This window comes from Rhodococcus sp. 66b (assembly GCF_002076325.1).
Taxonomy (GTDB): Bacteria; Actinomycetota; Actinomycetes; order Mycobacteriales; family Mycobacteriaceae; genus Rhodococcus_F; species Rhodococcus_F erythropolis.
The window spans coordinates 266,140-279,676 of record NZ_MUZB01000004.1; the positions used below are offsets into that span (position 1 = coordinate 266,140).

10 protein-coding genes are annotated in these 13,537 nt (G+C 61.1%); 2 read left to right on the forward strand and 8 right to left on the reverse strand.

The features are described from left to right. The first annotated feature begins 106 nt into the window (after positions 1 to 106). Positions 107 to 787 (forward strand): 3'-5' exonuclease, encoded by a 681-nt coding sequence (locus B0E55_RS09355; protein WP_080909590.1) that lies wholly within the window; start codon positions 107 to 109, stop codon positions 785 to 787. Between the two features lie 21 nt (positions 788 to 808). On the opposite strand, the gene B0E55_RS09360 is transcribed toward B0E55_RS09355, so the two are convergent. From B0E55_RS09360 to B0E55_RS09375, 4 genes are read right to left on the reverse strand one after another with little or no spacing between them, the layout of a single operon-like run. Then, positions 809 to 2,704, reverse strand: a complete 1,896-nt coding sequence (locus tag B0E55_RS09360) for an alkyl/aryl-sulfatase (protein WP_020909064.1) — start codon at positions 2,702 to 2,704, stop codon at positions 809 to 811. Between the two features lie 41 nt (positions 2,705 to 2,745). Beyond that, on the reverse strand, positions 2,746 to 4,650 hold the full coding sequence (locus B0E55_RS09365; RefSeq protein ID WP_080909656.1) for a glycosyltransferase: 1,905 nt from the start codon (positions 4,648 to 4,650) through the stop codon (positions 2,746 to 2,748). A gap of 13 nt (positions 4,651 to 4,663) precedes the next feature. Beyond that, positions 4,664 to 6,583, reverse strand: coding sequence for a hypothetical protein (locus B0E55_RS09370; RefSeq protein ID WP_080909591.1), 1,920 nt, complete (start codon positions 6,581 to 6,583; stop codon positions 4,664 to 4,666). Then, complete coding sequence (locus B0E55_RS09375) at positions 6,580 to 7,776, reverse strand: NAD-dependent epimerase/dehydratase family protein (RefSeq protein WP_080909592.1); 1,197 nt, start codon at positions 7,774 to 7,776, stop codon at positions 6,580 to 6,582. Before B0E55_RS09375 ends, B0E55_RS09370 begins: the two co-directional genes overlap by 4 nt. 276 nt (positions 7,777 to 8,052) lie before the next feature. Here B0E55_RS09375 and B0E55_RS09380 point away from each other — a divergent pair, with 276 nt between their 5' ends. Continuing rightward, positions 8,053 to 9,369, forward strand: a complete 1,317-nt coding sequence (locus B0E55_RS09380) for a DUF1254 domain-containing protein (RefSeq protein WP_206745218.1) — start codon at positions 8,053 to 8,055, stop codon at positions 9,367 to 9,369. Positions 9,370 to 9,444: 75 nt separating this feature from the next. Here the strand turns inward: B0E55_RS09380 and B0E55_RS09385 are convergent, their stop codons facing one another. The 4 genes from B0E55_RS09385 to B0E55_RS09400 form a co-directional block, all read right to left on the reverse strand. Further along, on the reverse strand, positions 9,445 to 10,413 hold the full coding sequence (locus B0E55_RS09385) for a TIGR00341 family protein (protein WP_020970736.1): 969 nt from the start codon (positions 10,411 to 10,413) through the stop codon (positions 9,445 to 9,447). A gap of 13 nt (positions 10,414 to 10,426) precedes the next feature. Continuing rightward, the gene (locus B0E55_RS09390) at positions 10,427 to 10,882 is read right to left on the reverse strand and encodes a DUF6069 family protein (protein ID WP_020909071.1); all 456 of its coding nucleotides are present in this window, start codon (positions 10,880 to 10,882) and stop codon (positions 10,427 to 10,429) included. A 125-nt stretch (positions 10,883 to 11,007) separates the two neighbouring features. Further along, complete coding sequence (locus tag B0E55_RS09395) at positions 11,008 to 12,435, reverse strand: amidase (RefSeq protein ID WP_080909593.1); 1,428 nt, start codon at positions 12,433 to 12,435, stop codon at positions 11,008 to 11,010. Positions 12,436 to 12,549: 114 nt separating this feature from the next. Beyond that, entirely contained in the window at positions 12,550 to 13,416 is an 867-nt protein-coding gene (locus B0E55_RS09400; protein WP_042952912.1) for a helix-turn-helix transcriptional regulator, read from the reverse strand. Positions 13,417 to 13,537 lie beyond the last annotated feature (121 nt).

The window sequence follows — 13,537 nt, forward strand, 5'->3', positions numbered from 1 at the left end:
AGCAGCCACCTCCACCTTCACCCGGCGGAGGTGGCTGTTCGTCGTTTCTGTCGGTAGGGAGGTGCATAGTGATTCGGACATGACGTTCTGCACCGAAAGGCCCCCGATGAGTAGCTGGTCCGATCGCCCGATCTGCGCGTTCGACCTCGAGACCACGGGGCGGGATCCGTCGACCGCTCGCATCGTCAGTGCCTGCGTCGCGGTCATCGACGGTTCGAATGTCGAAACACGCACGTGGTTACTCGATCCCGGCGTCGATATCCCCGCCGACGCTTCGGCTATTCACGGAATCAGCACCGAGTACGCGACGCGGCACGGCCAGAACTACGCCGAGGGCTACGAAGAGATTCGCGATGCTCTGCACAATTCCTGGGCGCGCGATCACGCTGTCGTGGCGTTCAATGCCTCCTATGATCTGACGGTCATTCATGCCGAGGGTCTGCGCATCGGCAAGCCCGCATTCGTTCCCGGGTTGGTGATTGATCCGTACGTGATCGATCGGGCGATGGATACGTTCCGCAAGGGCAAGCGAACGCTTGCGGCTGTGTGCGAGCACTACGGAATTTCATTGGAGTCGGCGCACGAAGCCGAGGCCGATGCCAAAGCGGCGGCGGCGTTGGCCCGCGAGTTGGCCGTGCGGTTCCCCGACCTCCTGGGGCTCGATCTCATGGTCGATCAAGCCGATTGGCACGCCGAGCGCCAGCGTGATTTCGCCGAGTACCTACTCAGCCAGGGCCGGGACGTAGGAGACGTCGACGGCCAGTGGCCGATTCGCGTTATCGCCTGATCCGGGCAATCGAGTACGCCGTCAGTCGGGAGTCACGATCGCGAAGTTCTTGTCGCCGGGATCCAACACCGCGGCAAGTCGCGCCAGAACCGACTCGTCCCCGGTGAGCGCGATGCCGGCATCGGCAAGCCCTTCGGCGGACAATCCGCCGAGAGCCAACGCAGGCAGCGATCGTTTGGTCGTGGACAGGATCGCGTCCGCAGGATCCTTTTGACTGTGCGCACTGTAGGTCAGGACTCCGTTGGCGAGCCGCAATCGGTAGCGTTCGTCGACATCGGTCAGCACGACGTCGATGGACAGTCGTTCATTCCAGGCACTCGGACCGTCAACTTGAATCGCTATGGCGTCGAACAACATTGCAGGTGTCAGCTGCGCGATGACATCCGGGGCGGTGGTTTCGGTGGGGGTGCCGAACTGGCCACCACGCAGTTCTGTGGTACCGGAGAGATACCAGTTGCGCCAGGTGCCGTTCTCCGCACCGTAGCCGAGCTGTTCGTAGGTGTCGGCCAACAGCGCTTTGGCTCCGGCGTGACCAGGCTCCGAGAACACGACGTGATTGAGTACCTGTGCGACCCAACGGTAGTCGCCGGCGTCGAACGAATCACGCGCTTTGGTGACCACTGCGTCGGCGCCACCCATGAATTCGACGTACCTAATGGATTGCTCAACCGGAGTATGTTCCCACAGACTGGCCGGGTTGCCGTCGAACCAACCGAGATAGCGTTGATAGATCGCCTTCACATTGTGGCTGATCGAACCGTAGTAACCTTTTGCGCTCCAGGCATTCTCGAGCGACGGTGGCAACTGGATCTCTTCGGCGATTTCAGGTCCGGTGAGACCTTTGTTGATCATGCGCAGCGTCTGATCGTGGACGTAGGCGTACAGATCACGCTGCGTGGCAAGGAATTCGACGACGCGGTCGTTGTCCCAAGTCGGCCAGTGGTGCGAGGCGAAGACAACTTCGACGTCGTCACCGAACATGTCGATGGTTTCGGTGAGGTACTGCGACCAACCGTGAGGATCACGCACAACAGCGCCGCGTAGCGTCAAGAGATTGTGGAAGTTGTGGGTGGCGTCTTCGGCGGCACACAGAGCTTTGAAGCCGGGAAGGTAGATCAACATTTCCGACGGCGCTTCGGTATCAGGTGCCATCTGGAAGATCATGCGGACACCGTCGACGGTCTCTTCGTGTCCGGTGGTGGTGACGATATCGGTCGGCGCGATGAGAGTGACGGTTCCGACCGACACAGTCTGTCCCAGACCTCCACCGACTTGTCCCTGCGGACCCCTGGCCAGTGCGGCACCGTACATGTAACCCGCACGTCGTCCCATCGCGGTACCCGCATACACGTTTTCGGAGACCGCGTGCTCGACGAATCCCTCCGGCGCAAAGATTTTCACGCTCCCGCCGTCGACTTCCTCCTGCGTGACGAATCCCTTCACACCACCGAAGTGATCGACGTGTGAGTGAGTGTAGACGATCGCCTTGATCGGCCGATCTCCCCGATGTTGTCGATAGAGTTCGAGCGCCGCCTTTCCCGTTTCGGCAGACAGGAGGGTGTCGATGACAACTACCCCCTCGTCGCCTTCGATGAAAGACGTGTTCGACAAGTCCATTCCGCGGACCTGATAGATGCCCGGGACTACTTCGAACAATCCGTCGATCGCGGCGAGTTTCGACTGCCGCCACAGACTGGGATTCACAGTCTCGGGTGCATCCCCTTCGAGGAACGAGTAGGTGTCGTTGTCCCAGAGAACTGTTCCGTCTTCGGCGGTCACCGCGTTCGGTTGACGGCGAGCAACAAGCCCGCGAGTGGCGTCGTCGAAATCCTGTGTATCGGCGAACGGCAGACTCCCGAGGAGCGCCTTCTGCTGACGAATGATGGTCTCGGATGCCGCGTTCGATGTCGTAGCCATACCGACATTTTGGCGCGCTGCGGTCGTCTTCGCCTCACCTTCTACGGGTGAATGATGTTCGTGACCAATGTGTCTGACCCGCGAGCGGAGAAACGAGCTTCCTTCGATCTGCGACGGCCTCGTGATCGACGCAGGCGGGGGTGTTGTATTCGTGGGTGCATCGGCGGATAGATCAGGCTCAGTGTCGATCCGAGCGTGAAGTAGCTGCGCAGCAGACGGAAGATGAGGTAGGCGGGAACGTACTTGACCGAACTCGGCCGCCAGACCAGGCACACGACGACCGTCATGATCATCGACATACCCAACAATGTCGCAACGATGGGTTGCCATTGCAGAGTCGTGAATGTCGATTGGAATGCGATTCCGGCGATACAGGCGAAAATGAGCAGTGGCGCCAGCATCGCTCGGCGTGCGGCGTTGACCAGGTTGAACGGCAACACGAACGTTCCGATCATGGTCTGCCGATCGAGGAGCAGCGCCCGGTTGCGCGCTGCGAGGTGGTAGATACTGCGAAACCACCGGGTTCGCTGCTCGAGTAGGTGCGCGTAGGACGCCGGAGTCTCGCTGTAGTACACAGCTTTCGGATCCGCCACACTGTGGTAGCCGGCGGCGGTCAGCCGCATGCAAATGTCGGTGTCTTCGCCATTCATCCCCTGCACCATGCCGCCTACCTTGATCAACTGGCTCCGCCGATAGACCGCGAACATCCCGGGAATGCCCATGACGCCCTGATACCCGTCGAGCGAGACCTGGAAGAAGCCGTGGCGCATGTACACCTCGATCAGGCGACACTTGTCGATCCAGGTCTTTTCCTCGCGCGGCATGGGGATCCCACCGACGCAGCCGACGCGCGGGTTTGCGAAATGTCGCATCGCTGTCTCGAGGCAACCCGGGCCGATGACAGTGTCAGCGTCGATCCTGGCTACGAACTCTTCAGTGATGTGGTCGATTCCCATATTGAGTGCGATTGCCTTGCCCGGTGTCGGGCAGTCGAGGACGGTACCGGTGATGAAGCTGCATTCAGCAATGATCTGTTCTGCGACTTCGTGTGTGCTGTCGGTGGAGGCATTGTCTACGACGTAGAGGTGGATTCGTCCCGGGTATGTTCGCGCTGCGGTGTCGACGGCAGCGATGGTAGCGGCGATATCGTGCGCCTCGTTGTGAGCCGGAACAAGAATTGCCGTAGGCGGCGAGAACTCGTGACCGCGCGACTTCTTCAGCGCACGTACTCCGAGCAGTGCCGTCGAGATCGCCAGGAGTTGCTGCATGAGGAAAACTCCGGCACCGATACCTCCGAGGATTGCCCAACTCTTGAGGAGGTCGACGAGGTCGTACAGGACGTGCAATGCGATCGCGGCTCCAGCGATCGCCAGTACCAGGCATCCTGACAGTTTCAGGAACGCGCTCAGCGGTATTCGCGGGTCGAGTGGCAGCGGCCCCTGCGGAGGAAGTTGTGCCTGACGGAGGATGGTGTGCGGGAAAATCGCGAGGGCGATCAGCCCGGAGATCATCTGAGCTCCGAAGACGGAGATGGAGATGATCCCGGCGTCGTGGAGCAACCACGCCGCAGTGTCGACCGCGACGCAGAACAACGCGTACTTACCCAGCAAGGAGAAGGCGAGGAATACTCTGCGCCAGATGTTCGAGTAGGCGCAGAGTGCGTAGGTGAAGAAGAACATGATCAGAAACAGCCGCAGAGGGAAGACGACCTTCCCTCGTCCCTCTGAAAAGATGACCAGGTCTCGCGGCATGTCGGTCAATCCTGAATGCACGAGGAATGTTCGGATGCACATGGCGATGATCGACAGCCCGGCAAAGGTGATCAGAAATCCGTTGGTCCCGCTCGACGGCCGATCGACGGCGTAGTCGGCCGGCGCGCTGTCGACAGACCGGAAATGATCGACCAGCGCACGGTCCTCGTCAGGAGCACGCAATGCGTCAGTCATCGCATTCCCCCACTCACCGGGGTCCGTTCGCACGTGCCTGAGCGCCGGGACCCGTTGTGCCGTCGGCGTTCACGATGACGCTGCCCTGAGCCGTCATCAGTCGAGCGGATTCCGTCCCGAACGGCGGTACCGGAATTTTACCGGGTTCCCCGACAAATTGAATGGCGAGTCCCCCGGCACCTGTTGTACTGGTGGCAGTTTCGACCACCATTCCGTCGTCGAACGAGGAAATGTCGAGGGTGGATTGCTCAGCGCCTGCCAGAATTCGTCCATTGTCGATGCGCACCGGTGGATTCACTTCCGGGCTTTGCCCGATCAGCACGAATGGCTGACCCGGTGCCGGTTGGGAATTCCAGAGAAACTCCGGGTCGTACCCATTCGGAATGAACTTCGTCAGCACCGGGACGACTGCGTTGAGTTCGTCCACTGCGCTCACGCTCGAAGCGTCGGGTCGATAAACGGCGAATCCTGGCGCAAGCGTCCGGGGTACGGCCGTGAATCCGATCCCGGGGTCATCACCGAGCACGAGAGCAGAAGATGTCTCGAGTTGCATCGGGTACGTGGTCACTCGCACATCGCAGCCACCCAGATCACGGTCACGCTGGATGCTGAGGGTCAGAGTGTTTTCCAGTAGCTGCGACGACGTCGGCAAAGCGATGACAGTCTCCACCGAGGTCGCGCGATCGAGGCGGCGACTGTCGACCAACTGATCGTTGAGTTGAACGTTGAGAATCCAGGTGAGGTCGTCGGGCGACGCCGGGAGTTGCATCCCGACCCGAACTGATTGCGGTAGACGCCCGCCGGGTAGATCGGCGAGTGAGTACCCGATGCGCCACCGATGGTTTTCGGTGACCTGCACGACGGACGTGTCACCGCCGAGTGCATCGAGAGCCACGTCGTTGCCGCTCAACGGTTTTGTCACGAGCGCTTGCGGATCGCTCCGTTCCGAATCAGCCGTGGACACAATCGGAGTCGTGAGGAATCTCGAAATCAAGTCACCGTTCGGTTGGGTCATCGCCACCACCGCTGTGCCCTGGGCCTTTCCGAGCGTGATGGACCCAGCTTGCCCTTCCGTGGCAGACCAGCCCTGATCGACGAGTGCGTCCGTCGGGCCCACCATCACTACGTTTTCATCGCCTTCGCCTGGCAACCGGTCCGAGTACGTCACCTCGTACTCTGCTCGGGTCAACGCGATTCCCATTTGTGCTGCGGCTGTTCGCCACTGGTCACTCTGATCGACCAGGACCACGGTGAGACGACGATCCCAGGAGACGACGGCGTCGCGAACTGTGTGTACAGGTTCCGACAAGGCCGCTTCTACGACGCTGGTGGGATCCAGGTGCACCTGCATTCCGGCCGCATGGTCGGGTGTGCAGGTCCGATTGTCGAGGGTCCCTTGTACCTGCACCTGTACGCGCACCTGTCCGTCGCTCGACAACTGCCCCGGAACATCGACCATGACGTCCAATCCGGTTTCCCCCGTGTTCAACTCACTCTTGTAGACCTGCTGACCGTCCATCCTCACGATCAGGAACACGACACTGTCCCGGGCCACCTGCGACGTCCCGGTCAATCGCAGTCGGGTCTGTTCCCGCGCCGAATCGACCGGGAAGGTGACGTCGAAACTCGTCGACGGCGAATCGTCGGTGAGCCAGACGCCGTCGTCGAATCCCGCTCCCGACAGCGACTTCGTGTAGTGACGATCCGCCGGAACATCGAGGCTGTTGTCGTCGACATCGCGCGTGAACCACAACGGCCGCACGAACACGAAAACCAGCAAGAGTACGACGGCAGCCGCAAGTACCCACCATGCAGATCGTGGAACCGAACGCCCACGTTCCCCCGGAAAGTATTCGGGCTCGGAATCTTTCGCTCCCGAGCCCGGAGTGCCATCAGGCGGATCTACGGCCGGGCCATCTGTGTCGTCGTTCATGCATCGGCTCCTGCGGCAGATGATCTCCTTGCGCTGTTCCAGTACGAGGTGGACGGGATTCGGCTCACGTCGACCCGATCTGCATACTTCTGTGCGATTTCCACCGACTCCTGCAGCAGTCCGGCGTCCAGCCGAGTCGGCTCCAGACCGAGGCCGAGCAAGTGATCATTGCGTGCACTGAGCAGATTTTCATCAGCCTCGGCACGGGGGTTCGGGACCTCACTGATGCGCGCGCCGATCGACTCGGCGACCAGGCGTGCCAGATCGGAGACGCGGTGAGTCTCGGTCACCTGATTCATCACGCGTACCCGTCCGTCGACGGCGTCCCCGGATTCTGCGGCTAATCGTATGCACCGCACGGTGTCACGAATGTTGATGAAGGCCCGAGTCTGCCCTCCGGTCCCGTGCACGGTCAAGGGATGACCGAGCGCCGCTTGAACCAGAAAGCGGTTCAGCACCGTTCCGAAATCACCGTCGTAGTCGAAGCGGTTGACCAAACGGGAATCGAGCGCAGTCTCGTCCGTCTGTGTGCCCCAGACGATGCCCTGGTGGAGGTCGGTGATCCGCACGCCGTCGTTGCGCGCGTAGAACTGGAACAGCAACTGGTCCAAGGACTTGGTGAGGTGGTAAACGCTACCGGGCGCCGTCGGGTACAGAATTTCGCGTGAATGAAGATGTCCGTCTCGGTCCGGGTAACTCACGGTCAGATAGCCTTCGGGCAGATCTACCGGCACCGACTCGTATCCGTAGACGCCCATCGTCCCGAGATGAACCACATGGGCGTCGAGGCCGGTCTGAACCACCGCGGCAAGCAGGTTGTGAGTTGCGTTGAGATTGTTGTCGACGGTGTAGCGCTTGAGTTCCGGCGATTTCATCGAGTACGGAGCAGCACGCTGTTCCGCGAAGTGCACGATCACCTCCGGACGAACCTTGCCGAGGACATCGAGTAAGGCGTCGTACTCGTGGGCCAGATCGAATTCGACGACGTCGATTCTTCGGCCGGTCACTTCCGACCAGGCCCGCACACGCTCGGAGAGAGTCGAAATCGGGGTCAGCGACTGCACCCGCAGTTCGTCGTCGATTCGACGACGAACAAAACTGTCGACGATGGTCACCTGATGCTCGTGCGCCGAAAGATGCAGAGCGCTCGGCCAACCGCAGAATCCGTCACCACCGAGTATCAGTATGCGCATGGTTCTCCCTTACTTCCGTGGAGGACAGGTGTCACTCATGCAGGCGGTTCTCGCATGCTTCACCTGTAGCCCGGATCCCGATGCCGAATTCGATGCCATGACCACATCGTCAGTCTGTAGTGCCAAGATCGCATGCACTTCACCTACTACGGGTGAACATCAAGTGCAGGAGCGTCCATGCGGCAGTAGGCACGGATCTCGAGGGTATGGTCATCTCGTATTCCCAAGCACAACACGAGGCAAGTTCAGGAACGGCCTTATTTGACGACTGTTGTTGTGCCGCAACTCTATACCGAGACATTGTTCGAGGATCGTGTGGAGTTCGATGACGAAGCTGAGGATGTGGTTGGAGTGACGATTTCCGAGAACCTGGCCAGGGATGCGTATCTGTACGCCTATTCGATCGACGAGGCGTACAAGTTCCTGTTCGAGACGACCATCGAGCCTGGGCGCGCTGTAAACGAGTTCCAACTGTTGCGAGACCTGGCAGATGACACCTATACGGCCCACCCCTCGATCAACAACGACACGCTGCACCTGCAGGGATGGTTCGATGTCGGTGCCGAACCTGTGGTTGTGACCGTCCCGGACTTCGACGAGGGGCGGTACTGGATCCTGCACACGATGGACCTCGGTCATTACACCAACGCCATGATCGGATCTCGAACGCGGGGTGCGCGAGGAGGACGCTTCCTGTTCGCCAGTGGTGTGTGGGACGGTGACATTCCGGACGGGGTCGACGAGGTTGTGCGCTCCGAGTCCGATCTGATCAAGGTCATGGCCCGCATCATGACTACCGGCGGCGACGACCTAGAGGCGGCCCGAAACCTCCAGGACCAGTGGAAGTTGGAAACGCTGTCGGTGTTCCTCGGGGTGTCTGGCCCGGGGCAACCAATCCGCGACTATCCCGATCCGAAATCGACGAACTGGCTCGCGCGCACCAACTTTGTCCTGGCTGCCGGTTCAATGGCCCGAGCAGATGCGGAATGGCTGACGAAGTACCACGACATCGGTTTGGAGCCGGGGAAAACTGAATTCACACCTGAGCAACTGGATGCCGCCGAGCGCGGAGAGCAGCTTGGGATGGCACATATCCGTGATCTCGCGCCTGAGATGACGAACGCGGGAAAGCTGCTGGGCACACGGGCCGACCTTCAGGACGGGCCGCGCGATCTCTTCGCCGAGGGAACGTATCTCGGCCAGTGGGGACTGCCACCGGTCGAGTCGGTGTACGTCAAGGTCGAGACAGGCTCCGACGGGCAACCGATCAACGGCGCGCATGGCAAGACGTACCGTGCGCGCCTTCTCCCTCCGGACGTGAGCGAATTCTGGTCGTTCACCGTCTATGGTTCTGACGATCGCTTGATGGCGCACAATGCGATCAATCGTCACAGTCGCGGCGATCGCACGCTGGTCATGGACGACGACGGTTACTTTACGATCGTGCTGAGCGCGGACGTCGACGCCAACGCAGAGAATCCGAACTTCCTACCCATTCCGGAGAAAGACGCCTACCTCATCATGCGAATGTACGGCCCGAGCAAGGCCGTTCAGGACGGCGAATACCTGACACCGTCCTTCGACGTCACTTGATCGAGCGCCTCGACTGAAGCCACCGATGAATTGCCGACCGACATTCGACGCGTGACGGCCACCGATTGATCACGGTTACCCAGCCGCGATCCTCGTCCCGACGGTATGGACGATCTGCACGTCCGGGTTCCACGGAATCAGTGCGTCGATCGATGCCTCCAGTTCATCCAGTGGGGGAAGGGTTTCCGGGCCGAGCACGTCGATGGTGGCGGTGCTGCCCTGCCAGGTGACATCGGTGACCTCGGCTCCCGGAGTGTCTGCGAGCCACTGTTGCGCCGCGCTCCCGATCTGCCTCGCCCACAACGACGACAGGGAGTTGCCGACCATCGGAATCGCGACGACGATCAACAGAGCGGCAAGCACGAGGTATGCCCGCCGCCGCGACGTCTTCAAGATCCCGGCGTCGCGCGCGTACCCAGCTGCGACGAACACGCCTGTCGCAGTGATGATCATGGCAACCACGTTCGATGCGAACAGTACAAACGCGCCCACCGCCAAACTCGGTGACCCCGAGCCGAGACAGACACCTACCACCGCCAACGGTGGGACAAGCGAAATTGCGATGGCAACACCGGGAAGTACGTCGCCGACATCCTTGCGCGCGATCGCGATGGCCCCGACCAAACCGGTCGCAAGTGCTGCCGTCAAGTCCATCAACGTCGGCGAAGTACGCCCAAGCACTTGGGAATTGGTCAGCACGTTGGAGGGATTCGGCAATACCTGAGCGAACGCGACACCCAATACGACGACGAGGCAGATTCCACCGACGACATAGACCAGGCTCCGCCCCACCAAAGCGCCTTGGCCAGTTGTGATGCCCAACCCGACCCCGAGAATCGGCGTCGACAAGGGAGCGACGATCATCGCTCCGATGACGGTTGCCGTGGAATCGCCCACGACACCGGCCACGGCGATCACGGCAGACAGCGTCAGCATCACCCAGAAGGCGGATCGCTTCGAATCTCGGTCCCCCACCGAAAAATTGAGCTTTTCGTCGAGCTCCGCCAATGTGCGCCGTTGTGCTTGCGGAACCACCCCGTTCACGGTCGATACTCCATCACACGCCGATACGGCGAGTGGTCTGCGCTGACCCTGCGACCCCGGTGAGCAACGAGACGATCGCGATACCGACGACGAAGTAGATTGCGGCGCTGGCGACTCGCGATGCGGTGGTCGCCGCGATCGTGAACGGCCACAGCGCGGTGGCGATCGTTGCGAGGATTCCGATCCACGCGAAGAAGTTCGACGCACGTGGCGTCGACACCATCAACGCATGCAGAAGTGCGGTAGCGACCAGCGCTGCGATCGCGGCGCTGAGAGCAAGCGAGCCGGCTTGTGAATTCCCCGGCATCCGCTCCGGTGTGATGACCGGAGTGTCGAGGATTCCCCGCACGATCAGTAGTCCGACGACTGCGGCCAGGGCCGCGACGAGCGCAGTTGCGGCCCCGCCCGCCCACAGTCGTTGTGCATTGACGGCGGGAGTCGCCGGACTGTCTGGTTGGAACTGGCTCATCGAGAGACTCCTTCACCGATACCGGATAGGGCTGTCCTTCCGAACTGTATGCGTTTCGGGACGGCCCACATTCACCCTCGACGGGTGAAAAGTACGGTGTTCTCGACTCTTCGACGGTGCCGGGGCTACGCCGGGACGGGCGGCCACACCGGGGCAATGCTCCACGGGCGCGCCACCTCGAGCTGCGACGCCACCCGGATCAGCAAATCTTCACGCCCGAACGCTCCGACCAACTGCACACCGATAGGGACGCCGGCCGAGTCATGACCCATCGGCAAGGAAATCGCAGGCTGACCTGAACTGTTGAACGGACTGGTCAAGCCGCTGTACCCGGCCGAATGCTCCCAGATCGACATGGGGTTTGCCGTATCGAGCAGACCGAGCGGAGCTGCCGGTCGAGCCATCGTCGGCGTCAGCAACAGGTCGTGATCGACAAAGAACGCACCGATCACCTGGGCTGCCCGCTCGAGTTCCTGCAATGCCTTGACGACGTTCGTCGCACTTTCGGACTTCGCGCGGTCGTAGATCATCCGAGCCATCGGCTCGAGGTCGTCGTCGCGGATTGCGCGGTTCAGGGCCTCGAGTCGTTCGTCGACCTCGATCGTCATCGGAATGCCCATCAACACGGAAAGCCCGGCAGTGAGCGCATCGAGCGGAAAGTTCGGGGCACCCTCGGTCACATCGTGACCGAGTTCTTCGAGCAGGCCGGCAACACTGGTTGTGACGGCCGAGCACTCCGGGTCCACCGGGGTGCCATCAGGAAGAGTGTTGCTCAGACCGATCCGCAACCGTCCGGGATCCGCACCAACTTCCTCGACGTACGGCCGCTTTGGCGCCAGGATCACGTAAGGATCGCCGACAGTCGGTCCGGCGGAGAGATCGAGAAGCAGTGCAGTGTCGCGGACACTTCGGGTGAGTGCGTGATGAACACTCATCGGCGACGAGAACAGCGTGCGCGCCGGTGCCGTCGGAGTACGTCCACGGCTGGGCTTGAGGCCTACCAAGCCACAGGCCGATGCGGGAATACGGATCGATCCACCGCCGTCACTGGCATGGCCGCCGGGCACGATCCCGACGGCAACAGCTACAGCTGTGCCACCCGAAGATCCGCCGGGTGAACGATCAAGGGCATAAGGGTTGCGGGTAGGCCCGAACAGCGCAGGTTCGGTACTCGCATTCTTACCGAACTCCGGGGTGTTCGTCTTGCCGATGACAACCAGACCGGCCTCACGGTACCGCTCCACGAGCGTCGAATCTTTTTCTGCCACAGCATCGGCGAACAATCGAGATCCGTTGGTGCTCGGCAATCCTGCGACGTCCATGCCCAGGTCTTTGATCACGAACGGGACGCCGTGCAGTGGACCTTCCGGCAAGCCGCCTGATACCTCGTTGCGTGCCTCCTCGCGACGCTCACTGATCACCGCGTTGACTGCCGGGTTGCGCTCGTCGAGTCTGTCCAGGCTGAACTCGAGAACTTCCTTGGCGGAGACGTCGCCGCTCTTGATCGCTTCGGCCAGGCCGGTCATGTCGTTGTTGTCGAACAAATCCTGCATCGATGCCCTCATCACTCGTGTCGAACTCTACCGATAGTGAGGTCCGTCATACCAACCATGGCGAAGGCGTAGCTTTGAAATTCCGCTTGGCGGGACCGGCCCACCGATTCAGCCTTACAGAATCAAGCCCTGCCGCCGCGCTTCCACAACTGCTTCGTGCCGACTGCGGACGTCGAGTTTTCCCATCAGATTCCGCATGTACGTCTTGATCGTTTCGACGCTCAGGGACAACCTCTCGGCGATCTCGGCATTGCGCAGTCCCAGAGCTACGTAGCCCATCACCTCCCGCTCGCGGGGCGACAGGACAACGGTGTTCGCGACTGGAGTGTTCGCGGAAGGTTTCGGCGACGCCAACGCCCGCAACTTTGCCTCGACGGCGAGGACCTGCGCGCTGAGAGCCATGTCCTCGAGGTTCGCCGCGATCTCGCCGAGCGCCAGGACGCTCTCGGTCAACCCTTCGGATATCTGGGCATCGCGATTCGAACCATGTTCCACCGCAGCGGTATCGAGCATCGCCACCCGACGATCCACTTCGTCGCGAATCTCGAATTCGCGGGCCAACGCGTACGACGATCGCATCATCGTCTCGGCGATCACGTCGCCGATCGGCAGGTTGGCACGCAGTCCTCCGTAGATCGCTCCGCGAGTAACCCCGCGTACGACGATCGGGACTGCCATCAAGGATTCGATGGCTTCGGTGCCCACTTCGTAGTCGTAGTCGTGGGTGATGTGCGACGAGTTCGCGTAGTCCTGCACCGCGCCCGGTCGTTGTTCTGCGATCGCACGACCACCGAGTCCGCATTCGGCGTCGATCTTCAAATTTCGCAGGATGTTGCTACGAGTCCCGACGTAGCCGGTGATGGTCAGCGACCGGTCGTCGACACAACCGCCGAACAGAACCGGCAACTCGGTTCGGGGGTGCAGTCGACGCAGTTCGGCGCGCAACGCGTCGTCGTCGCTCGGTCTCAGTACCCTGCTCACTCTCACCTCCACATACCCAATTCAGAGGGTAGCGGCACCTTTGACTGGGCAATAGCGTGCATCCAGGCCATTTGTAGTGCCGATCACAACTACCGTGACACCAACCGTGTCACGTCGCCTT

Excerpts from the sequence above, each read along its gene's own strand:
- B0E55_RS09360 (WP_020909064.1), bottom strand. The coding sequence starts at position 2,704 with ATGGCTACGACATCGAACGCGGCATCCGAGACCATCATTCGTCAGCAG.
- B0E55_RS09390 (WP_020909071.1), bottom strand. The coding sequence starts at position 10,882 with ATGAGCCAGTTCCAACCAGACAGTCCGGCGACTCCCGCCGTCAATGCA.
- B0E55_RS09375 (WP_080909592.1), bottom strand. The coding sequence starts at position 7,776 with ATGCGCATACTGATACTCGGTGGTGACGGATTCTGCGGTTGGCCGAGC.
- B0E55_RS09370 (WP_080909591.1), bottom strand. The coding sequence starts at position 6,583 with ATGAACGACGACACAGATGGCCCGGCCGTAGATCCGCCTGATGGCACT.
- B0E55_RS09395 (WP_080909593.1), bottom strand. The coding sequence starts at position 12,435 with ATGCAGGATTTGTTCGACAACAACGACATGACCGGCCTGGCCGAAGCG.
- B0E55_RS09365 (WP_080909656.1), bottom strand. The coding sequence starts at position 4,650 with ATGACTGACGCATTGCGTGCTCCTGACGAGGACCGTGCGCTGGTCGAT.
- B0E55_RS09355 (WP_080909590.1), top strand. The coding sequence starts at position 107 with ATGAGTAGCTGGTCCGATCGCCCGATCTGCGCGTTCGACCTCGAGACC.